Raw genomic sequence first — 23106 nt, forward strand, 5'->3', positions numbered from 1 at the left:
GTTTTCTCCTACCCTGCCGTCTGACCGGCTTTTATTGTAATCAATAGGTGCCTGCATCCAGTGGAGCGGGTGACGGGAATCGAACCCGCGTCTTCAGCTTGGGAAGCTGAGGCCCTACCATTAGACGACACCCGCGTCGCTGTTATGGCCTGCCTCAAGAGTAGCTGGAACTTTGCAGGGGGTCAAAGCCTCATATCAGCGGAGGTTTTAGGCGTTCAAGCTAGCAGTTCTGCGACTAGCACCAGTGAATGGGCATTGTGGGAAAAGGCTTAACCGGTGTTGGTTCCCGCCCCGGCAATGCGATTCTGCACGTTAGTCAGCTGTGCCCTGGCCGCGCGCTGTTTTGCAACTGGCACTTCCTCCATGGTATCTCCCTTCATTAGGGGTTGCCGAAAGCCGGTGTAGACTACCTTGCGCGGACGTTCGATGGGCGGATACGCGCGGTGCAGCGTATCGCTGCAGTGCACGGTCAGGTCTCCAGTCTGCGTGACTAGCTTTAGTGCAGGCAGGTCGAGGCTGTCATCTTTGCCCGCAGGTTGTATGTTGGCCCGATGAGAGCCCGGCACTACGCCCAATGCGCCACTGCGCTCGTCTGCGCCGGTAATGGACAGACCGATGGTAAGACCGTTGCAGTAATAGGAGTGACGACCCTGACCACAGTCCTTGTGCCACGGAAGGTCCGAGAGGCCGGTCTGGATATCGAGTGGCTTAATCAGGCCCTCGGCGCTGAGCCAGCCCGTACCCTCATCATCCCCGCCAAGATTGTCGCCAGTAATGTCGGCCAGCCATCCGAGTCTATCGTCCCTGAGCAGTTCAGCTAATGCAGCAGATTGTTCATGGAAAAATAATATGCGCACTGCCTGTTGCACGCCCTTCGAATCTCCTGCCCACCATGACGCGCCGTCATCAGGACGCGCACGCGCCAGCGATGCGTCCAGATCAGCGGATACAGCGGCCATTTCACATTCTGTAAACACACCTCGCAGATGCAGAAATCCAGCCTGATGCAGAAAGTGTGAAATTTCAGCAGGGTCATCATCAAGCTCGAAGCTTCGGTTGAGGTTCAGGTCACTGCCATTGCGGTCAGAGATGGAGATTGCGCCAGGCTCGTGAACCGGTCGTCCATCGAAGAGCGCGCGGAAAATCGGTTCCCAGCCAATCCAGTGCTCAAAGTTCCCCCGGGTCATTTTGACGCGCGAATTCATCGCCAATCCCATGGTCGTCGCCCAGTCCTGCACGAGATCCGAGAGCGCCGAACTATCCAGGCTGACAACAGCGCTTTCAGAGGCCTCACCTGCCTCGATGCGCAGCGCGCCATTTCGTTCGTACAGGGTGACACTGCGACCATCGACGCTGAAGGTAAGAGCTGGCAGGCGCTTGTATATCAGCCCTCTGGCGGCAAGTTCGGCATTGTTTGACAGTGCCGCTGGTATCAGTGAATCAAAAACCTCATCTCGATCCAGGGGCCTGCGGTCGCAATGACGTCTGGTTCGGCAATCGATTGACATAGTGCTTTCCTGCTTACGTGTGGTTAGGATAATAGCATGCGGAATTGCCATCGATCGTGACCTTGGTCTGGTGCTATGCGGGTAACTCTAAAAGTTGGCATCGGATATCCAATGCCTCTTTTTGTTGAGAGCAATGGCGTCACACAGCTACCGCCCTGCATGAATGTTTGCGTGGCTTGTGTGGGAATAGCTGTGTGACAAGTGTCATGCGAGCGTTATTTTGAAATGAGCACCAAAGAATGACGATAGTTCAATTCAGTACCCGGTATCCGCGACCTCGGAGACAGTTTTTGACCACTTGAATTTCATCGCGCTCGCCCTCGCTTGCGCCGCGTGCACCGCCGGTAACGGCGCCAACACCAGCGCCCTCCACTGCCCTGCTGCTGCCGCCTGTTATGGCACCAATAGCGCCGCCGATGACAGCTCCGGAAGCGGCTCCCCTGGCGGTCTTCTCTGCGGATTTGACCTCGCTGGAATACGCTCTGCACTCCGCCAGGTCTGCTTCATAGCTGGCCATGCTAACGCCTTTTTTATCGATAATGATTTCATCTGTTGTGGTGCAGGCCGCCACTGTTGCCAACAGGAAAACTAAACTGATCACTGTTGCCCGGCGCATACGAATCAACATTGGGTCCACCATGGAATGATAAAAGTCTTGTGCACAGTATCATGCAGCCACAGCCATTCCGGGTAAAGAATTGTTAAGCTCAGCCGCGGTATTGCGGTCCGGTTCTGGCGTCAAGTCAACGCGCCCTGCTACAGCGGCAACCCAAGCTGAAAAGATGACTGCCTGAGGGGCCTGGGTTGTCTGCAGCTGTTAGTTCCAAGTCATAGGCATTCATATTTCAATGCCCGATAGTTTGAGTGTATATTCACCTACCTTTAGCTAAATTCAGACTTCTGTAACAGGCACAGCCGTAGATGCAAAAAACATCGGGAATAACGTCATCCCCTGCAAAGCCAGGTCTATTATCACTCCACCAAATCACCGACGAATCCGTCGGCGGCAAGGCTTACGGCCTCTCCCGTCTGCTCGATATGGGGCTGCAGGTGCCGCCTGCGTTCGTAGTTTGCTGTGCGCAAAAAGATCAATACCCACAAGGACTGCGCGAAGCATGGTCTGCTCTCGGTGACCATCCTGTAGCGGTGCGCTCTTCTGCCCAGGGCGAGGATGGCTCCGAGGATTCCTTTGCAGGGCAATACGATACAGTGCTGAATGTTGAAGGTTTTGATGCAGTGCTCTTGGCAATTAACCACTGTGTTTCTTCGCTGGAGAGCGCGCGGGCCATGCAATATCAAGGTCGGGATGACACCGCCGAGACAGCAATGAATGTTGTGGTACAGCGAATGGTCAATGCCCGCGCCGCGGGCGTTGTGTTCACCGCAGACCCTGTTAGCGCCAGAAGAGACGTTATGGTTATAGATGCGGTTAAAGGGCTGGGTGAAGCACTGGTGAGCGGCGAAGTGACGCCCGATCATTTCGCTGTCGACAGGTGCGACAACATTATTCATCAGTCCCTGGCGGATGGTGTTGCAATTCTCTCCAATGAGGAGCTCGTACAAATCGCTCGTGGGGCGCGGCAGGCCGAGGCCCATGAAGGCAGACCGCTGGACCTTGAGTGGGCTATAGATGCGTCTGGTGAGCTGTTCTGGCTGCAGGCTCGGCCTATCACAAAATTACCAGCCGACCTCAATGAGTTCGATACACCCCTGCCTCGCCCTGACGATGTCGTCACTATCAGCAACGTCAGTGAGATGATGCCAGGCGCAGTTTCGCCTCTCACGGGGTCCTTTACCGGATGGAGTATCGACTATGGTTTGCAGCACATGCAAGTGACAGTAGGTACGAGAAAAGCGATTTCAAAACAATGGCAGGTCACGGCCTGGGGCTACGGGCACCTGTTTCTCAACCTCACCGGCAATATTGTAATGAGTGCCGGAGTGCTTGGTTCCACGCCGGAACAGACTGCCCAGACGCTATGCGGTCGTCCTGTGCCTGAGTTAAAGGCCCTGCCACCCATGCCAACTTGGCGCCGAATGATCAATACCGTGCGTCTGTTTCATTACGCTCTGACCGCACCAAAGGTAGTCGCCCGCTTCGACCAGGAAGTGGCTACTTTTCGGGTGTCCACCAAGCACAACGCCAAAGGCATGATTGAAGAACTGATGAGCAAGGCCTGGTTCTACGAACATGCGATGGCAGTTCATATACAGTCCTCGGCCTTATCAGGGTTTTTGTCTGCCATTGTTGAAAACATGGTCTCCAGCCGTAGCAATAACGCTACGCTTGAAGAGCAGGCTGAGGCCATGCGGTTGCTCGCCGGAGCCAGCGGCGTGGAAAGCGCCGAGATGGTTCTGGAACTGGATGCACTGGTAGACCGAATTGCCTCGGTTCCCGACGCAACGAGCTGTTTTTGCGATGTAGCTGCAACAGATGCGCTAGGCTGGCTGCGCTCTGAGCAATCAATCAGCAGCGACTTCGATTCCTTTTTGGTTAAACACGGTCACCGCGGCTATCGCGAACTTTGCATGCGCGACCCCGCCTGGGGGGAAGAGCCCACACCCCTGGTGCAGAGTATGCAAGCGGGCGTCCGAGCCCGACTTGCCGGCGCGACTACCCACAATGCGCATCACTCATCTATTGATATGGCCGGTCTTAAGCGCGGTCTGCGCTGGGTCTTACCTAAAGCACACAACGCCGTGCGTCGCAGGGAGCACACCAAATCTCATTTGGTCGCTGTGGCTCATCGTTTCAAGTTGGCTTTCGTTGACCTTGGAAAGCTGTTGGTAGAAGAAGGCACTCTGCCTGACGCAGACCTGGTCTACTTTTTTAGTTTTGATGAACTGGCTACCTTTGTGACAGAGCCGGCTTCGGCGATGTTAAAACAGGCCCAAAGCCGACGCAACGCTCTCCCCTTTCAACAGCGATTAAGTTTCCCTGAAATCAGCGTAGGAGCGGCTTTACCCGTGCAGGAAAAAATAGTGGATCTCGGTGATGCTGCACTATCGGGGCGCCCCGCATCCAGCGGCGTGGTCGAGGGTATCGCTCGAGTAGCGCACACGTTGGCAGAGGCAGCCGAGCTCAAGCCGGGAGAAATTCTAGTCACACCCATCACAGATATCGGCTGGACGCCCTACTTCAGCATGATCGCAGGACTGATCACCGACCTGGGAAGTGCAGTTTCTCACGGCGCAGTCATCGCCAGGGAATACGGTTTGCCCTGCGTGGTAAACAGCCGGGTCGGCACTCGCGTGATTAACACGGGCGACCGGGTTAAGTTAGACGGTGATACCGGCGTTGTAGAGATCCTCGACTAGCGCTTTGCAACGTATTGAGAGCTTAAGCTTTGAGCTAGAGTCCGTAAGCCCGGGACGCCAGATCTCTCATAATTTCTTCGGAGCCGCCGCCAATCGCATTGACCCGCACCTCGCGGTAAATCCTTTCCACACGATTGCCACGCATATAGCCAATTCCGCCTAGAATTTGCATCGCCTCTCTGGCGCAAAACTCCATCGTTTGACTGCATTGGACCTTCAGCAGTGCGATATCGCCGAAGTCAGCCGTGCCCGTGATCACCTGACGAGTGCAGTGCTGGATGTAGGTCTGGCAGACGTTAATCCGTTGCTTCATTTCTGCAATTTTGTGTCTTATTACCTGATGATCCGCCAACCTCTTTCCGAAGGTCTTGCGTTCCTGGGCCCAGTTAACGGCATCTTCGAGGCAGACCCGGGCGAAGGCCTCCATCATAACTGCCATGGCCAGACGCTCATCGTTGAAGTTGTTGGCGATGACCAGAAAGCCATTGCCCTCCTCCGCCAGTAAATTTCCAGCCGGCACCCTTACGTTATCAAAGTACAGGGTGGCAGTATCGCTGCACCACCAGCCCTGCTTTTTATTCAGGGGCGTGCGGCTAACGCCTTCAAGGTCCATTGGGATGACCAGCACGGAAACGCCGCTACCGCCCTCGCCTCCCGTGCGTACGCCCGTTGTCGCCCAATGAGAGCCCATGCCGCCGGAAATGAATGTCTTGCTACCGTTGACGATATAATGCTCGCCATCACGCACTGCCGTGGTCTGGAGGTTAGCTACATCAGAGCCTCCCGAGGGCTCAGTAATCGCCAGGCATATTCTTTTCTCACCCGCCAGCACCGGGGGAATGATCTGCGATTTAAGCGACTCGCTGCCAAAAGCAACGACCGGCGGCATACCGATGCCGTGGGACAGTAAGGTACTGGGCAGTCCTCCCAGGCTGGTGCGCGAAAGCTCTTCACTGAGGATATTGTGATGATATAAATCTATACCGGTTTCGATGCCGCCATATTGCTCGGGGTAACCCAGGCCAAGCAGCCCAAATTCGGCGGCCTTGCCCCACAGCTCTTCCGGCAAAAAGCCCTGTTCATCCCACTCGTCAACGTAGGGCATGATCTCTCTGTCGATGAAGCGGCGCAGCTGTTCACGCCAGGCCTCATGCTCTTCTGTCAGATCAGGGTTGGGCAGTCTTGCAGAATCAAAACTTAGTGACATTGGATGTACCGTAATTGAAGTGTTGGGCAACCATTATACGAGCTATCGGCACGCTATTTTACAGCCTCGCCAAAACTTTTACCGGCAGAGCTCAGTGCGGGCCCAGTTCTAGCGAGTCGCTTTCTTTGCGGCGGCTTTTTCCTGAAAAACGGCCAGTCGTTCTGCCATGTCACTACAGGTACCAGGGCTATTTTTGTATTCGTAGTTCAGGCCGTCGTAAATGCGAAAACCATCGGTGGCCTCGATGATGCTCTTGCAGATCTGGTGGCTGTGCGCAGAATTTTCCGCCAGTTTGCGGGCGTACTCAGCGGTTTCGTCTGCAAGGCTAATGACGGGACAGACTCGGTCCACCAGGCCTATTTGTAACGCCTCGTCAGCGGGGACAAGTCGGCTGCTAAACATCATATCTTTAGCGCGCGCCGCACCTATACGCCTGGGTAGACGTTGGGTCATGCCCCAGATTGGACTTAACCCCCACTTACTGTGGGTATCGGCTAATTTTGTGTCGCAATCGACGAAAATAAGGTCGGCAGCGAGAGCGAGCTCCAGCGCACCCGTGAAACAGTAGCCATGCACCTGAGCAATAACCGGCAGCGGCAATGACGCCAGGGCCTCCAGCACAGAAGCTTCAAAATCGGCATGCTGAGCTTCTTCACCCGAACTAATGTCATTAAGGTCATGCCCCGAAGAAAAGGCTTTACCGCTGCCACTCAAAATGACGCAACCCACGTCGTCACCCTTGGCAGCGATAGACTCTATCGCTGCCAATAACTGTGAAAACACTTCGTGATTCAGAGCGTTCAGCACGGTTGGCCGATTGAGAGTCAGCCTGCAAACCCGGCTATAAAATTCCACTAAAACGGTTTCATTCATTTGCGTTTTCCAACTCCAGTTTATTCAATGATCTCGCTCTGAGATGAAAACACGATACTACGCCAGTGCCAGCTGGCCAATGACTTCAATGCGCAATATTTATGGGCTGACATTGCACCCTACTTATAGCCATGAGCACATGGCTACTTACAGGTGATTAAAATACGCGCTATACGCTGGTTCGGGTAGATTTTTGAGCCCTCTGTCTATAAGGTTTTGCCCCGAAACCCTTGTGCAGCAGTGAAGTGGTGCTACCGACAAATGAAAAGCTTTGATAACACACCCATTATTGTTGGTGCAGGACAACAAACTTGGCGTAAGCCAGACACCAGCAGAACACCCATAGACGCAATCACTGAAGTCTCCCGGCTCGCGCTCGCCGACGCGGGCGCTGATACTGTAGTTCAAGCCATTGACGCTGTTGCGATAGTACGATTTATCGCGGATACCGACCCCGGCACGAAAGTCTTGTTTCCAAGGAACCCGGGTAAGCATGCAGCTCAGCGGCTGGGTATCTCCAACGCCTGTTTTTACCAGGGAGTCATTGGCGGCAACACACCTCAATACCTGGTCAATCACTTTGCCGGGAAGTTAGCTGAAGGTGAACATAATGCGGTGCTCATTGCGGGCGCGGAGCTATTAGCCAGCCTGTTTTCATCGCTTCGAACAGGCGATGACATATCTGCTTGGGCCGGTGAGCAGGAAGCCGAACCCACAACAATTGGCAAGGAACGAGATGGTCTGAACGCAACCGAGAAGTTATATAGCCTTTACGAACCGATCAATACCTACCCTTTGTTTGAAAGTAGTTTGCGACATCACCTGGGCCGATCTCAAGAGGAACACCAGGACGCGCTCGCCGAACTTTGCAGTGCCATGAGTCATGTGGCGGCCAAGAATCCAATCGCCTGGGCACAAGAAGCCCTGAGTGCTGAGCAGGTGCGCACTGTTACAGAGAAAAACCGCTATATCGGCTACCCCTACACCAAGTCTATGAACTCCATATTGGCGGTGGATATGGGTGCTTCTGTGGTGATGACCACAGTGGGCAAGGCTCACGAACTGGGTATTGATTCCAGCCAGTGGATATACCTTCGCGGAGGTGTCGACCTCAACGACATATGGCACATTAGTGAGCGTCCTGGTCTGCATGAATCTCCAGCTATCCGTCTAGGCTGGAGTAAGCTGTCAGAGGCCACAGGGGTCGATATCGATGAGGTGACAGATTTCGACATTTACAGTTGCTTCCCCTGTGCTGTGCAGGTCACTTGCAATGAAATTGGCCTTTCTGCACAGGACCGACGTGGTGTCACCGTGACCGGCGGCTTGCCCTATATGGGTGGCCCCGGAAACAATTACTCCTTGCACGGCATTGCCGAAATGACTGCGCGCTTGCGTAAGCGCGACAAGGGGTTTGGTTTAGTGACGGCCAATGGTCTCTATTTAACCAAACACTCGCTAGGCTTGTATTCAACCGAACCAGCCGACTCACAATGGGTCACCGTCAATTCTGACTCCCTACAGCAACAAATCGACGACTTACCATGCCTTTCGCTGGCTGCAGATCCTGTTGGAACTGCAATCGTTGAAGCGTTCACTGTAGCTTTTGACCGCCACGGACCTAAAACAGGCATCGTGATAGCGAAGAACCTTACCGGTGAGCGAATTCTCGCCTATACCCGTGCTGACGCGGATACCTTAAATCACTTGTTGGAAGAGGACCCTGTCGGGCGGTCGGGGCAAGTAAGTGTCGAGGATGGGATAAACATCCTCGACTTCTAAGGCCTCTGTATCGCTGGTGGCCTTGTCAAGGCGCTCCAGCGATGTCGCAGAGGGTTCTAGTGCTGCGGACAGATAAGGTATTTCTGTCCAGTCTGACGCTGCCCGTAGACCGCAATAGCTTCAGCCGTTAACGCCTGGGCTAGTGAGATTTCAGCAACGTAGTGACTGGCAAATGTCGTTTTGATCTCGCTCGCCACTCTCTGCTGCAAGCCGACCATGCGTTCAATTCCAATGCGCTGCAAGAACGGGGTTAACAGAAAGCCACCCACGTTGAACGCAAAACCGTAGGCTGGGGTGAGTGTGAGCGGAGTCAGGTCGAGGCGTCCATAAACATACACCTTCTTCATGGTGTCAGACCCGTAGCGATTGTATTCCAATCCTGCCGAGGCGGCCCGTTCCATGCACGTCAAAATGGTGTTCGTTAGCCTGCCACCTCCTGTGGCGTCAAAAGCCATATACGCCTTGGTTTCAATGATGGCGGCAGTTAATTGCTCTTCAAAATCCTCCGCACTTGAATCCACTACATACTTTGCACCGATTTCACGTAATATTTCGACTTGCTCAGGCTTGCGCACAATGTTGACCAGGTCGACTCCATCGGCAATGCAAATTCGATTCAACATCTGACCTAAGTTTGAAGCAGCGGCGGTATGAACCAACGCCGTAAAGCCTTCGTCGCGCATGGTTTCTACCATTCCTAACGCGGTCATAGGGTTTACGAAGCTGGACGCCGCCTCACGTGCAGTGACATCTTCGCCCATAGGAATTGCCATCATTGAATGTACGCAACGATACTGCTGAAACATATCGCCGCCGGCAATCGCCACAGTCTTACCGAGCAGAGCTTGCGCCGCATCAGATTCTCCTGCTGCTACGACAACGCCGGCGGCCTCATTGCCCACCAGCATAGATTCGCCCTGGCGCGCTGCCACCATGCCAGCGAGCTTGGGAAGAATGGGGGCCTCTACCTCGGGCTCACCATCACGTTCAGAAAATGTTGCAGATGCCATGTCCGCAGGCCCAAACAGCAGGGCCAGATCGGAAGGGTTGATGGGTGCCGCTTCGATTTTCACCACGATCTCATCTGGCCCCGGCTGCGGAACTTCAGCTGTTTCAATGGATAGCTTTAAGCTGTGCTCCTCGGTGACCAGTGAGCGAATCTGGCGAGAACTAAATGCATCTGACATGGTGATATCCTTATAAGTGGCTGACTTAATTGCCAGCCTGTTGTCGAAGTGATTAAGTGACGCGAGACTTTACCCAGCCTTCCCCATGCAAGCAAGGGGCGCTGGGGGGTTAATGAGGAATGGGGCCACCTGTTGGCAGGATTTAGCTGGCAACTAACTGGGCTGTCATGCCCCGCAAATTTTTGAAGAAACGCGAATAATGCCAGGCACTGGGGGTAAGAAGTCGATGCGCGAATGCAATCAATGTGGCAAATGTTGTATCGCCTACAGTGACGGAGGCTTGTCTGCCAGCGCGCTGGAGATTGAGGATTGGGAGCAATTCAGGCCAGACATCGCACAATATGTGGCAAATGGTGAAATTTGGATGGATCCTGTCAGCGGCGAGCGACTCAAGCGTTGCCCGTGGCTGGAGGCAGAGCCTGCCAGCGTCGATGGTGCTGATCTTAAATATTCCTGTGGTATCTATCAGGAGCGCCCTGAGGACTGCAGGCACTACCCTACGTCAATTGATGAAATGGTGCGCGACGGTTGTGAAATGATTGAATTACATGACCTGGATGCACCTAAAGCGGCGCAGCGAGAGCTGGATCGCCTTATGGCTGAGAGTAGACCCCCACTTTCCTGACCCATTGATGCCGCAATAAACGATCCATTAGCCACAGCACTTCTTGTATTTTTTGCCGCTGCCGCAAGAACAGGGTTCATTACGATTGGGCGTTTTGCTGACGCTCACAGTGTCCGTTCGATTGACCAGTGCCATGAGTTCAGCAATGTTCTCTTGCTCTTCCGCTTCCTCGTTGATCTGAATGTCTGCAAAAAGTGCATGTTCGGCAACGAGTGCTGCTACCTCTGCCTTGCGCTGCTCTGACCCTACCGTTAACTGCAACGGGTATTTTTTGCTCCCGGTCTTGAGCGCACCTTTTTCAGTGTAGCCAGATTTCTTGTGGTCCAGTCGAGCATTCTGGCGGCCTTTGAAGAAAAATTTGTCCGACATTGCAGTATTCCGTGAGTGGGTGGGCCTGACGCTTAGCTGAGTCAAAACAGTGTCTCAGGTCAGCAAGCGCGGCAGTTTACTCGACTCTCTTTAGAAAAGACCGAAGTTTCTCTGGCATTCTTTAGCTATAACGTACGTTACCAGTAAAACTTGCCTATCTTTTGGGCTGAGCTCTGGTATAGTCCGCGCCGTCCTGGCGCACATCGGTCTGCGCCAAACATCAGCATCACATCCCGTGACGCTTGATACCATAGAAAATTCCAAGCCTGGACCGAACCACTCGCGAATACGTTTTTGCGTTTTGGTCAGGCGCGCTCACATAGAGCCTCAGGAGCATTACACGAGATGTTATTTAAAGATCTCGGCCTATCGGCCGAACTGCTGCGTGCGGTTGAAAAACAGGGTTACGATGAAGCTACCCCTATACAGCAGCAAGCTATACCACTAGTACTGAAAGGCAAGGATGTACTCGCTGGAGCCCAGACGGGTACAGGGAAGACGGCAGGCTTCACCCTGCCCGTTTTACAGCGACTTCAGAGCAGCCACGCAGAGGGACAAAAGCGCCACCCAAGAGTCCTTGTGCTCACACCTACCCGTGAACTGGCGGCGCAGGTGCATGAGAGCGTGCGAGACTACGGCAGATTCCTGCCCTTTCGTTCCGCGGTAATTTTCGGTGGGGTGAGTATCAATCCACAGAAGCAGAAGTTAATTAAGGGCGTAGATGTCGTTGTAGCTACCCCGGGCAGACTTCTTGATCATTTACAGCAGCGCAGTATTGACCTTTCTAAGGTAGAGGTATTGGTGCTCGACGAAGCTGATCGCATGCTTGATATGGGATTCATACGTGATATTCGCAAAGTATTGAATGCCATTCCCAAAAAGCGCCAGACGCTGCTATTTTCCGCCACATTCTCAAAAGAGATTAAATCATTGGCAGCAGAATTCCTGCACCAGCCCACAGAGATTCAAGTCACTCCACAGAATACCGCAGCAGAATTGGTCAGCCAGATCGTTTATCCGGTGGATAAAAAACGAAAGCGAGAATTACTATCCCAGAAAATTGGCGAAGAGAACTGGCAGCAAGTATTGGTTTTTACCAGAACAAAGCACGGAGCGAATAAACTTTCCGAGCAGCTTGGTAAGGATGGCATCACCTCAGCGGCTATTCACGGCAACAAGTCACAAGGTGCGCGGACCAAGGCGCTGGCAAACTTCAAACAGGGCTCTGTCAGAGTGCTGGTTGCCACAGATATCGCCGCCCGCGGTATCGATATCGATAAGCTACCTCACGTGGTTAACTTTGAATTGCCAAATGTCGCAGAGGACTACGTGCATCGCATTGGCCGTACCGCCCGAGCTGGACAGGAAGGCCACGCGGTCTCACTGGTTTGTGTCGATGAGCTCAAGCTACTTAGCGATATTGAAAAACTACTCGGCACGAGCATCGAGAAGGTCAATCTCCCGGGCTACGATGTGGATCCCAGTATAAAAGCAGAGCCTATCCAAAACGGGCGCGGGGGAAGAAGCTCGGGCGGTCATCGCAACAATGGCGGCGGCTCGCGCGGTCGTGGGCGCTCCGGCAATAACGGCGGGTCCCGTGCCCATTCAGGCGGCGGCAATAGGCGTAACGGTTAGGAAAACGCCGGCCCCTGCGCCTTAGCTGGTAACGAGTGCTAACGAAAGCCAAGAGGTGATTCTTTGGATCTGCAGTTGAGAAATAAAACCGCGCTGGTGACTGGCAGTGATAGTCGCACGGGCAAAGTCATTGCCGATGTACTCAGTGCTGAAGGGGCTCAGGTCATCTATCACGGCAACGACGAAGCGCCTCCTATGCCAATGGCGGTTGTCGGTGATATCACCACTGAGGAAGGCTCTGTACAAGTACTGGAGCAAGTTGCAGCGCTTGATTGCTCTGTCGACATTTTAGTCAATAACTACGGCACGACGGATAATCATCGCTGGACAGATGCTGACACAGCAACCTGGTTGTCGCTTTATCAGATCAACACACTGTCGGCACTGCGCATGGCTTCCGGCCTGGTTGATGGTATGAAAGACAGCGGCTGGGGACGAATAGTCAATTTGGGTACAACCGGTACGTTTAAACCCTCGGCTGCCAGACCAGCCTACTACGCAGCCAAGAGTGCATTGGCAGTCATGGGCGCCAGCCTTGCGCAGGAGCTGGCCGGGACGGGCATTACTGTCAACACAGTCTCCCCAGGACTGATTCGCACTGAGCAAGTTGAAGCCGGGTACACGCGGTTGGCGCGGAAACTCGGTCGCAGCGCACAGTGGCAGGAAGTAGAAAAACTGATTGTTGAGAGGGATTTTCCCAACCCCTGCGGCAGGATCGCAGAGCGGGAGGAAGTTGCAGATATGATCGCTTTTCTGTGCAGCCGCCGCGCAGGCTTTATCAACGGTCAGAACATTCGCATCGACGGTGGAGCAAGCTGACGCACTGAGAGTGGAAAAGCCGACAACGAGTGCTGTAGAGTGGGCGACGCATCGCAAACAACCCCTCTCGCTAGTGGAGTCAACATGGAATACCGTAATCTCGGCGCATCTGGCCTTCGGGTCTCTGAACTGTCCTTTGGTTCATGGGTCACTTTGAACAAGCAGGTAGACCATAAGCTGGCAGAGCACATGTTTGGTACCTGCTTTGATGCGGGCATTAACTTCTTTGACAACGCTGAAGGCTACGAGGCGGGCCAATCAGAGATTGTCATGGGCAAAGCGCTGAAAACGCTGGGCCGACCGCGCGACAGTTACTGCGTCTCCTCCAAGGTATTTTTCGGTTGCCAAAGCGCTCCCTTGCCCACCCAGCAGGGACTGAGCAGGAAGCATGTGACCGAGGCTTGCCATCAGGCATTGGAACGCCTGCAGGTGGATTACCTGGACCTGTATTTCTGTCATCGTGCTGACCCACACACTCCCATTGGAGAAACGGTATGGGCGATGCACAACCTGGTCACTCAGGGAAAAATTCTGTATTGGGGCACCTCGGAGTGGACCGCAGAAGAAATTACCCAGGCCTATAAGTTTGCCAAGAAAAACCATCTGACGCCTCCCAGCATGGAGCAACCGCAATACAACCTGTTGGATCGAGAACGCTTCGAGGTGGAGTACGCTCTGTTGTATGAGAAGTACGGACTGGGCACCACGATCTGGTCGCCACTTGCATCCGGCGCACTCACCGGAAAATATCTTGAGGGCGTTCCTGAAGACAGTCGTGCTTCACTGCCAGGCTACGAATGGCTGCGCGAACATATGGTTGAATCCGAGCGCGGACAGGAGCGTATGCAAAAAGTAGCAAAGCTGCTGCCAATCGCTCAGGAGCTGGGAACCTCATTGCCTAAGCTTGCTATCGCCTGGTGCCTGCACAACCCGAATGTCTCCACTGTCATCCTTGGCGCTTCACGCCTTGAGCAATTACAGGAGAATCTGAAAGCACTAGAGGCCCGGCCTTTGCTCACGGATGAAACATTGGCGCAGTTAAATGCCGTTTCCTAATGATCTTGTAAGGCAGTTGGGCCAGGCAAATACTCAACAGTGCCCTCCCTGCGAGGATCCGCGGCCCCGGTCAGGGAATGCCTGGTAACCAAAATCATATGCAAACCGGAATTTTCTCCGTTGCGTTCCTGCACACGGTAACCCCTGGCTTTTAAATCATTGGCTATATCCTGACCTGGGGGCACATTAACCTCGACCCTGACGTCTGCCCCCCTGGCAATAATATTGGGAAAGGTCACTGCCTGCGATGGAGTCATTCCCCAGTCAAGCACCGCAGCCAATGACTTAAAGACATACGCAGGAATGTTGTTACCCCCTGGGGAACCGGTCACCATTAACAGCTCCCCTTGCTGATCAAAGGCGATTGTCGGTGACATGGAAGAGCGCGGTCGTTTGCCCGGCGCAATGGCATTCACCTGGGGTTTGCTGCCTGGGAGGTACTCCTTGGCAAAATCGGTCATCTGGTTGTTTAGTAAGAACCCGGCAACCCAGCGAGACGAACCAAAGGGTGCCTCTACCGTCGCCGTCATGGAGACCGCATTGCCTTGGGCGTCGATGATTGAGAGGTGTGAAGTGCCGGGAACTTCAGCAGTGGTGTCTGGTGACCAGATTGACAGTGATTCCTTGTTGTCGGAAAACCGCGCGGGATCCCCGTGCATCGGCGCATCGCCCGGTGCAAAAGGATTGGCCGCGCGATGTTGCAGATATGCGGGACTGATCAACTCTTTTAGCGGAATATCAACTGCATCGGGATCGCCAAAAAAGTGATCGCGGTCGGCATAGGCCATGCGCTGTGCATCAACAAAGGCAGCCATTTTGTCGTCTCGTTCACTCATCCCTGCCGATAAGTGCTCGTACATGCCCATCATCATAATCTGAGTCGCTGCGGATGACGGTGGTGTGGCGCCACAAATACGAATACGTTTGAACGGGCCACAAACAGCGGCTCGCTCCGCTGTTTTGTAATTGGCAATATCGTCGAGGCTCAGGGTACCTGGATTGGGTTCAGCCCGCGCCGCTGCGACTATCGCTTGAGCGATTTGACCGGTATAAAACGCGTCCCTGCCCTCTTGCGCGATTCTATTCAAAGTGGCGGCATATTGCGGATTTTTCAACAGGTGCCCCACCTGCAATGGTTCACCGTCAGGAAAAAAATATGCCGCAGAGCCAGGGTCTTCATCGAGTCTGCCCATCTTGCCTACTCGAGGCAAAAACCCCGCCATGCGAGGTGACACCTCGAATCCGTTAGTAGCAAGCGTGATAGCCGGTTCAAACAACTCGGCCCAGGGTAGCTTGCCATATTTCTTGTGGGTGTCCTCGTAGAGTGCGATGGTGCCTGGAACGCCGATTGCAATACCACTCTGCCAGGCTTCGATAAACCCCATCGTCTCATTTCCACGCATAAACATATCAGGCGTAACGGCAGCAGGCGCGGTCTCCCTACCGTCGTGGAATAACAAGCTATCTGTGTCGTGCTGGTAAATCAGCATAAACGCGCCACCGCCTATGCCAGAGCTTTGCGGTTCCACCAGCCCTAGCACAGCATGAGCAGCAATAGCGGCGTCCACCGCATGTCCGCCCCGGCGCAGCATCTGCGCACCTGCCGCAACAGCATGAGGGTTCGCGGCAGTGACCATTGCTCCCTTATCCCAGACACGCTCAGCGACGCCAATATCAGCGATATTGCCAGACCCGGAACAGGCGGAACCAGTGATTAGCAGGACAGCGCACAGAGAAACTGCGGTCAGGTAGCGAAATGAGGTCATGTAGGTCTCGAGCAGGCTGAACGGCCGGCTATTAAAACATTTACTGAGGCCTCTGCGAACCTTGTTTAAGGGCCAGTGGGTGACTCAGCCCAGTACAAACAATATCCACGGCGTACCAATAAATAAATAGAGCATTAGGCACGCGAGCGTTACCAGTCCGCCGTTGCGATAAATCTCGCGTCCAGTCAGGTAGCCACTACCGGCAAAAATGACATTGGCACTAGACGCCTGGGGTGTCATGACCGAAAAAAAGTTGGTCGCCAGCAGCAACATCATGCCCATCAGGTGTAGGGGAACTTCGGGCTGCGATATGCCGACGAATACTCCGAACAAAGCGAGTAAATGGGCAGTTTGGCTGACGAATAAATAATGAATAAGGACATAACTGATGAGCAACAGGGCATAGGTCATAGGCCAGCTAAACCCATTCACCCAACTGCCCATAATGTCACCCACGTATTGCATGAAGCCCAGGTGGTCCAATTCGGTGCTGATCGTGTACAGGATCGCGAACCAAATCAACGTTTCCAGGGCATCACCAGAGGACTTGATATCGTCCAGCGTAAAAACACCGCCTGTCATTAAAATTGCGAGTCCAAGAAAAGCGATCGCAGTGGCGTCCAGCGACAGCGCCCCTGATAGCGCCCACCCGAGCACCATGCCGACAAACGTGGCAAGGGTTATCCATTCCTTGCGACTTAATGCCCCTAACTGAGCTAGGCTGGCAGCTGCTTGCTCGGGAGCTTCTGGCGTGGTTCGTCGTCCTGGAGGGAACACTCGATACAAAAACCAGGGTACCAGCAGCATGGCGCTCACAGTAGGCACGCTCGATGCCAGCAACCAACTACCAAAATCAAGTGTCACACCTCGCTGAGCCAGCAAAGCCACGCCTACCGGGTTGGCCGCCATTGCCGTTAGCCAAAGCGCCGAAGACAATCCCAGACCGGTCATTGAGCACATCATCAAGTAGGCCCCGAGTTCGCTACGCGACGCTTCCCAGGGTTTAGAGCCGTTATTGCTCGCCAGTGAGTAAACGATCGGGAAAAGCACGCCAGAGCGTGCGGTATTACTCGGAAATGCGGGAGCAATTAATGCGTCTGTCGCAATCATGCTGTAAGCGAGCCCAAGGGAAGATTTTCCAAAACTCCGAACCAACAAGAGTCCTATGCGCTCTCCCAGGCCCGAATTAACGACCCCCTTCCCCACCAGAAAAGCCGCGACAATTAACAGAATAAAACCCTCGCTAAATCCACTGTAGGCGCGTTCGGCATCGAGCGTTCCACTGAGTATGGCGACCGCCAAGGCCACGATAGCGGCCAAGAAGATGGAGGCGGCACCCGAAACAACAGCGAAAATCGTAGCAGCGAAGATGGCAAATAACTGCCACGCATCGGTGGAAAGCCCATAGGGCACGGGTGATAGCCAGATCGCGGAACCGAGAAACAGGCTGAAAAATGGGAAAAACCACGGATGCATGCCGCTAGTCTAGCCCTTGATGGTCGCTATAGCCCGTAAATACTGGTCAGAAAGGTTAAACCCGCAGCAAACTTGAACTTTTTACGCTAGTCTTAATCGTAGTAAAAGCCCACTGCCAGCTTGAACCAGAGGCTCGCAAGGGTACACTTAGCGATTGCTTTTTATAACCTGGTGGTAAATAAAATTTTGAGCCCTTGTCCCTCTTTTAAGACGCTTGGCCTGGCACTGTCAGCAAGCCTCATCTTCGGCAGTTTCAGTCTCCCGTCTGCTGCCGCCATTGACTACACCGATATACAGCGGGAAACCGTCGTAGAGCTGGTTGAACAACTTGAGGAACGCCACTACTCCAAACAGGCGTATACCGATGAGTTGTCATCCCAGCACCTGGATGCCTATATCGACAGTCTGGACGGCAGTAAAATGTTTTTAACCGCTGCCGATATTAAGGAGTTTCAGCAGTATCGTACTGTTATGGACGATCAGTTGCCCGAGGGCAATCTGGACGCTGGATTCGCTATATTCAATCGATTCCAGGAACGTCTGCGCACTCGACTTGAGTCTATCAATGAGAACCTGCCAGAAATCATTGCGGCGATGGATTTTACGGTAGACGAGTACTATGAACTCAACACAGACGACCGCGACTGGGCAACGGCACAGCTAGAACTGGACGAGCGCTGGCGTAAACACCTGAAAAATCAGGTACTCAGCCTACGGCTCGCGGAAAAGTCCGCGGAAGAAATACCTGAGACCCTGAATCGCCGTTACACCAACCAGCTGAAGCGGGTGGAGCAATACAACCATCAGGATGTGTTCCAAATTTACGCGAATGCCCTGACTGAGCTTTACGATCCGCACACCAATTATTTTTCGCCGCGTCGCTCTGAGAACTTTAATATCAACATGAGCCTTTCGCTAGAGGGTATTGGAGCAGTACTGCAAGCGGAAGACGAATACACCAAGGTCGCACGTCTCGTGCCCAAGGGCCCTGCCGATAAGCAAGGCGACCTGGAACCCTCCGACAAAATCGTTGGCGTCGGCCAGGGCGACGAAGGTGATATTGAGGATGTGATTGGCTGGCGCCTGGATGAGGTTGTTCAGCTGATACGTGGCCCCAAGGACTCAACCGTGCGACTGCAGGTTATCCCCGGAAAATCCAAGTCTACTGACGAGCGCAAGACCATCACAATTGTGCGCAATGAGGTAAAGCTGGAGGAACAGTCTGCCCAGAAAGAGATTCTTGAGATACCCGATGGCGACGATACGATCAAGGTCGGCGTGATTGATATTCCCGCCTTTTATATTGATTTTGAAGCGATGCGTCGGGGCGACAAGGACTACAAGAGCACTACCCGGGACGTTAAAAAGCTGTTGCAGGAACTGCAGGACGAGGGCGTAGATGGCCTGGTGGTTGATCTTCGCAACAATGGTGGTGGCTCCTTGCAAGAAGCCAATGAACTCACGGGGCTGTTTATCGAATATGGCCCTACCGTTCAGATCCGACATTCGTCTCGCCGTGTATGGCGAGACGGTAAACGTTTGAAGAGCGACTATTACGAAGGGCCCTTGGTCGTGCTGATCAACCGCCTGAGCGCCTCTGCTTCGGAAATTTTTGCCGGCGCTATTCAGGACTACGAACGAGGAATTATTGTTGGTGATCGCTCGTTCGGCAAGGGAACCGTGCAAACCCTGTCCCCTCTGACCGAAGGGCAGCTGAAAATTACTGAGAGCAAATTTTACCGAATTTCTGGCGACAGCACGCAGCATCGCGGTGTCGTCCCGGATCTAGCGTTTCCCTCCCTGTTCGATACTGAAGAAATAGGTGAAAGCTCACTGGATCATGCCCTTAACTGGGACCAAATTAATTCGGTGCGTCATAGACGCTATGACGACCTCAGTTCGGTGCTACCGCTGATAACTAATCTGTACGAGGAGCGCAGCGAAGCTAACCCCGACTTTGTTTACCTCGAAGACCAGATTGCCATGGCAACCCAGACTCGCAAGCTGGAACAGCTACCTCTGAACGAGGAGAAGCGTATCGCCCTGCGGGAGTCCCAGGAAAGTAAGGCGCTGGCTATTGAAAACAAGCGGCGTGTCGCCAAAGGCGAAGCACCGCTCACCTCTTTGGACGAAGAGGAAGAAGCGGTAGAACAGGGAGAGACGGATGAAGTTGCAGAGGCCGCTGAGCAAAACGATGACACTGTTGCTGATGTCAGCGATAGCAGTGAAGACACCGCTAGTGAAACTGCGGTCTCGGATGAAGACGATACCCCGGATGTCTTGCTGACGGAAGCAGGCAACGTTCTAGTCGATGCCCTGGTGCTGAAAAAAACGCATTACGCGGCAAATGTGAGTGAGAAAGAATAGGAGCGACTAGTTAGTACCCCCGAACCAGGCCAGTTCACCGTGTAATTCCACGACCCCGCCGACCATGATTAGGGTCGGTGCTTTTGGCTGTTCGCGCTTTACAATATCGACCATCGTTGCCAACGTGCCGGTAATGACCCGTTGATCGTCAGTGGTTGCCCTCTCTATTAGAGCAATTGGCGTCGCTGCGCTGCGCCCGTGAAGCTGTAATTGCTCACAAATCAATGGCAGACCCACCAGTCCCATATAGAACACCAGTGTTTCTGATTCCGATTGAAAAGACGGCCAGTCCAGATTGCTGCTGCCGTCTTTGAGATGGCCGGTCACAAAACGCACTGACTGAGCGTGATCACGATGAGTCAGTGGAATGCCCGAATAACAGGCGGCACCGCTGGCAGCGGTGATACCCGGCACCACTTGAAACGGCACGTCGTGTCGGGCAAGGAGTTCTATCTCTTCGCCTCCTCGCCCAAATATGAATGGATCGCCACCCTTCAGTCTCGCCACTCGTTTTCTCTGTTTCGCAAGATCTACCAGAAGTTGGTTAATCTGCACCTGGGGCACAGCGTGGTCATCCCGTTTTTTGCCGACGTAGATGCGCTCTGCATCCTTTCGCGCCATGTCGAGAATTGGGCCTGAAACTAAACGGTCGTATAGCACGACATCAGCGGCCTGTAATAAACGCACCGCTTTGAAAGTCAACAAGTCAGGATCGCCCGGACCTGCGCCTATCAAGTAAACCTCGCCGCAATGTAGCGCTTCTACATCCTTAAGCATGTCCTCCAGCAAGGCCTCAGCACGATCCTCGCGTCCGCCCATCACCTGTTCTGCAACCGTGCCTTCCATCGCTTTTTCCCAGAATAAACGTCTTGCCGTTTCCGCTGGCAGAGCTTCTTTCACCCGGTGTCGCAGTCGACCTGCAAACTCAGCTAGTCGTCCATAGCTACCAGGCACCATAGCTTCAATTTTGCTACGCAGCTGTCGCGCAAGCACCGGGCTTCTGCCGGAACTACTGATAGCGATAATCACGGGATCGCGATCCACAATAGAGGGGAAAATAAAGGTACAAAGATCCGGAGAGTCGACTACATTGACCGGCAAATTAAGGGCGATGGCGTCATCATGAACCTGTTCGTTAATCTCACGGTGGGGAGTCGCTGCTATGACCAGCACACGACCATCGAGGTCAGTTTTACGGTAAGTGGCGCGCTGCCAGTGACCTCCATGCTCTGCCAGCAGCTGTTCCAGCTCCGGGGCGATTTCCGGCGCTACCACATTCAGGCTCGCGCCCGCGCGCAGCAACAGTCGCGCTTTGCGTGTTGCCACTGTTCCGCCGCCCACCAATACTACGGGTGAGTTTCGTAACTGCAGACATACCGGCAGATACTGCATGTCAGGTGCTCAGGGTTGTAGCGCCACCCATGTAGGGCTGCAACACCGCCGGCACCTCGATGCTGCCATCAGCCTGCTGGTAGTTTTCCATGATCGCCACCAACGTGCGACCTACGGCCAGGCCCGAACCATTGAGTGTATGCAGTAACTCTGGCTTACCCGATTGCGGGTTACGCCAACGTGCCTGCATGCGCCTAGCCTGATAATCACCAAAACTGCTGCAGGAAGAAATTTCGCGGTAGGTATCCTGGGCGGGCAGCCAGACTTCCAGGTCATAGGTTTTACGAGCGGAAAAGCCAATATCCCCGCCGCAGAGAATCACCTTGCGATAAGGTAGTTCAAGTAATTGCAGGATCTTTTCAGCGTGACCAGTGAGTGCTTCAAGAGCGTCATCAGATTGCGATGGCCGCACAAACTGCACCAGTTCGACTTTCTCAAACTGATGTTGGCGAATGATGCCTCTGGTGTCGCGACCATAGCTGCCTGCTTCGCTGCGGAAACAGGGCGTGTGACAAACAAACTTCACTCCGTCTTGTCCCAGTTCCGCATCCTCGAAAATACGGTCCCGTGCCACATTGGTCACCGGCACCTCTGCGGTAGGAATCAGGTAATAACCCTGCTCACCCTCCAGTTTAAATAAATCTTCCTCAAACTTGGGCAGTTGGCCCGTGCCGTGCAAGGAGTCACTGTTGACGATATAAGGCACGTAAATTTCACTGTAACCATGCTTTTCAATGTGTTGGTTTAACATGAACTGGATGAGAGCACGATGCATTCGAGCCACATCCCCATACATCACATTGAAACGTGAGCCGGTGATTTTGCCTGCGGTTTCAAAATCCAGTTGGCCTAAGTCTTCACCCAGGGCCACGTGATCCTTGACCTGAAAGTCGTAGGACCTGGGGTCGCCCCAGCGTGCTACCTCCAGGTTATCGTCTTCGCTTGCACCAAGCGGCACCTCATCTGCAGGAATATTCGGAACAGCGAGTAACAGCTCTTCAAGTAGTGCTTGCACTACTTTAGCCTCATTGGTGAGATCGTCTATTTGGGCGGCGATCTTTTGTAGGGTTTCATTGACCTGCGCCTTGGCGTCGTCCACGCTCATGCCCTGCCCAACTAGCGCGCCAATTTGTTTGGAAGCCGCCTTGCGTTCTGCAAGCAAGTGCTGGCTTTGTACGTCAGCCTGCTTGCGCCGCGCGTCCAGTGACTTGAACTGCTCAATGTCGAAGCTGAAGCCGCGCTTTTCTAGCGCAAGCGCAACGTTTTCGGGATCCTGCCTGACGGCTTTGATATCCAACATTGTATGAATATTCCTGTATCTGGGAAAACTGTGTAGCGACTGCGCTCTAGAATAAAGCGCGGGTCATATAAATCGAAAGTCCTGCCATGAGTACACATGCAATAACGCTGGTCGCCATGTAACCGAGGGCGTGAGCTGTATGACCGTTCTCCAGCAGAGTGATGCTTTCCAATGAGAAGGTGGAGAAGGTCGTAAAGGCCCCCAGGAAACCTACCATCAGCACACTGCGCCAATCCGGATGCAGAATTTGTCGCTCTATCAGAACAAAAACCACTCCGATCAGGAACGAGCCCAGCATATTGACCAGCAGCGTCCCCACAGGCCATTTGCCCTCCCATAGGGCATGAGCCCAGTTGGAGAGCAGGTAACGCGAGACGGCGCCGGTGGCTCCGCCCAGGGCAATAAACAGCAGGTATCTCATTTGGC

The 23106-nt window shown here is 53.7% G+C and carries 18 protein-coding genes and 1 tRNA gene; 7 read left to right on the forward strand and 12 right to left on the reverse strand.

Going from position 1 to position 23106, the window contains the following annotated elements:
• Positions 1 to 61: 61 nt before the first annotated feature.
• The 3 genes from EYC87_RS06410 to EYC87_RS06420 all read right to left on the reverse strand — a co-directional run bounded on the left by EYC87_RS06410 (position 62) and on the right by EYC87_RS06420 (position 2136).
• Positions 62 to 135 (reverse strand) — tRNA-Gly (locus EYC87_RS06410).
• Positions 136 to 269: 134 nt separating this feature from the next.
• A complete protein-coding gene (locus EYC87_RS06415) occupies positions 270 to 1508 on the reverse strand; it encodes a phytanoyl-CoA dioxygenase family protein (protein WP_279252160.1) in 1239 nt (412 codons plus the stop codon).
• A 250-nt stretch (positions 1509 to 1758) separates the two neighbouring features.
• Positions 1759 to 2136, reverse strand: a complete 378-nt coding sequence (locus EYC87_RS06420) for a YMGG-like glycine zipper-containing protein (RefSeq protein WP_279252161.1) — start codon at positions 2134 to 2136, stop codon at positions 1759 to 1761.
• Between the two features lie 293 nt (positions 2137 to 2429).
• Here EYC87_RS06420 and EYC87_RS06425 point away from each other — a divergent pair, with 293 nt between their 5' ends.
• A complete protein-coding gene (locus EYC87_RS06425; protein WP_279252162.1) occupies positions 2430 to 4826 on the forward strand; it encodes a PEP/pyruvate-binding domain-containing protein in 2397 nt (798 codons plus the stop codon).
• Positions 4827 to 4860: 34 nt separating this feature from the next.
• Here EYC87_RS06425 and EYC87_RS06430 read toward each other — a convergent pair whose 3' ends face one another.
• On the reverse strand, positions 4861 to 6033 hold the full coding sequence (locus EYC87_RS06430; protein ID WP_279252163.1) for an acyl-CoA dehydrogenase family protein: 1173 nt from the start codon (positions 6031 to 6033) through the stop codon (positions 4861 to 4863).
• 108 nt (positions 6034 to 6141) lie between these two features.
• Positions 6142 to 6906 (reverse strand): enoyl-CoA hydratase/isomerase family protein, encoded by a 765-nt coding sequence (locus EYC87_RS06435; RefSeq protein ID WP_279252164.1) that lies wholly within the window; start codon positions 6904 to 6906, stop codon positions 6142 to 6144.
• Positions 6907 to 7167: 261 nt separating this feature from the next.
• On the opposite strand from EYC87_RS06435, the gene EYC87_RS06440 reads away from it, so the two are divergent.
• Positions 7168 to 8688, forward strand: coding sequence for an acetyl-CoA acetyltransferase (locus EYC87_RS06440; RefSeq protein ID WP_279252165.1), 1521 nt, complete (start codon positions 7168 to 7170; stop codon positions 8686 to 8688).
• A 56-nt stretch (positions 8689 to 8744) separates the two neighbouring features.
• On the opposite strand, the gene EYC87_RS06445 is transcribed toward EYC87_RS06440, so the two are convergent.
• Positions 8745 to 9875, reverse strand: a complete 1131-nt coding sequence (locus EYC87_RS06445; RefSeq protein ID WP_279252166.1) for a zinc-binding dehydrogenase — start codon at positions 9873 to 9875, stop codon at positions 8745 to 8747.
• A gap of 199 nt (positions 9876 to 10074) precedes the next feature.
• Here EYC87_RS06445 and EYC87_RS06450 point away from each other — a divergent pair, with 199 nt between their 5' ends.
• Positions 10075 to 10500, forward strand: a complete 426-nt coding sequence (locus EYC87_RS06450) for a YkgJ family cysteine cluster protein (RefSeq protein ID WP_279252167.1) — start codon at positions 10075 to 10077, stop codon at positions 10498 to 10500.
• 27 nt (positions 10501 to 10527) lie between these two features.
• On the opposite strand, the gene EYC87_RS06455 is transcribed toward EYC87_RS06450, so the two are convergent.
• Positions 10528 to 10869, reverse strand: coding sequence for a PBPRA1643 family SWIM/SEC-C metal-binding motif protein (locus EYC87_RS06455; protein WP_279252168.1), 342 nt, complete (start codon positions 10867 to 10869; stop codon positions 10528 to 10530).
• Positions 10870 to 11214: 345 nt separating this feature from the next.
• On the opposite strand from EYC87_RS06455, the gene EYC87_RS06460 reads away from it, so the two are divergent.
• The 3 genes from EYC87_RS06460 to EYC87_RS06470 all read left to right on the forward strand — a co-directional run bounded on the left by EYC87_RS06460 (position 11215) and on the right by EYC87_RS06470 (position 14379).
• Positions 11215 to 12504, forward strand: a complete 1290-nt coding sequence (locus EYC87_RS06460) for a DEAD/DEAH box helicase (protein ID WP_279252169.1) — start codon at positions 11215 to 11217, stop codon at positions 12502 to 12504.
• 75 nt (positions 12505 to 12579) lie between these two features.
• Positions 12580 to 13323: an SDR family NAD(P)-dependent oxidoreductase gene (locus EYC87_RS06465; protein WP_279252170.1), complete on the forward strand. Its 744-nt coding sequence runs from the start codon at positions 12580 to 12582 to the stop codon at positions 13321 to 13323.
• Positions 13324 to 13407: 84 nt separating this feature from the next.
• Complete coding sequence (locus tag EYC87_RS06470) at positions 13408 to 14379, forward strand: potassium channel beta subunit family protein (RefSeq protein WP_279252171.1); 972 nt, start codon at positions 13408 to 13410, stop codon at positions 14377 to 14379.
• On the opposite strand, the gene ggt is transcribed toward EYC87_RS06470, so the two are convergent.
• Both ggt and EYC87_RS06480 read right to left on the reverse strand, forming a co-directional pair.
• The gene (ggt, locus tag EYC87_RS06475; protein WP_279252172.1) at positions 14376 to 16145 is read right to left on the reverse strand and encodes a gamma-glutamyltransferase; all 1770 of its coding nucleotides are present in this window, start codon (positions 16143 to 16145) and stop codon (positions 14376 to 14378) included. The two genes, EYC87_RS06470 and ggt, sit on opposite strands and share 4 nt — an antisense overlap.
• Positions 16146 to 16229: 84 nt before the next feature.
• Complete coding sequence (locus tag EYC87_RS06480; RefSeq protein WP_279252173.1) at positions 16230 to 17621, reverse strand: DASS family sodium-coupled anion symporter; 1392 nt, start codon at positions 17619 to 17621, stop codon at positions 16230 to 16232.
• A 186-nt stretch (positions 17622 to 17807) separates the two neighbouring features.
• Here EYC87_RS06480 and EYC87_RS06485 point away from each other — a divergent pair, with 186 nt between their 5' ends.
• On the forward strand, positions 17808 to 19988 hold the full coding sequence (locus tag EYC87_RS06485; RefSeq protein ID WP_279252174.1) for a carboxy terminal-processing peptidase: 2181 nt from the start codon (positions 17808 to 17810) through the stop codon (positions 19986 to 19988).
• Between the two features lie 6 nt (positions 19989 to 19994).
• Here EYC87_RS06485 and cysG read toward each other — a convergent pair whose 3' ends face one another.
• From cysG to crcB, 3 genes are read right to left on the reverse strand one after another with little or no spacing between them, the layout of a single operon-like run.
• Positions 19995 to 21380, reverse strand: coding sequence for a siroheme synthase CysG (gene cysG, locus EYC87_RS06490; protein WP_279252175.1), 1386 nt, complete (start codon positions 21378 to 21380; stop codon positions 19995 to 19997).
• Between the two features lies 1 nt (position 21381).
• Complete coding sequence (gene serS / locus EYC87_RS06495; protein ID WP_279252176.1) at positions 21382 to 22680, reverse strand: serine--tRNA ligase; 1299 nt, start codon at positions 22678 to 22680, stop codon at positions 21382 to 21384.
• Between the two features lie 46 nt (positions 22681 to 22726).
• Positions 22727 to 23101: a fluoride efflux transporter CrcB gene (crcB, locus tag EYC87_RS06500; RefSeq protein WP_007227968.1), complete on the reverse strand. Its 375-nt coding sequence runs from the start codon at positions 23099 to 23101 to the stop codon at positions 22727 to 22729.
• Between the last annotated feature and the right edge of the window lie 5 nt (positions 23102 to 23106).

It is taken from the genome of Candidatus Seongchinamella marina, assembly GCF_026262685.1.
Classification (GTDB): domain Bacteria; phylum Pseudomonadota; class Gammaproteobacteria; order Pseudomonadales; family Halieaceae; genus Halioglobus; species Halioglobus marinus.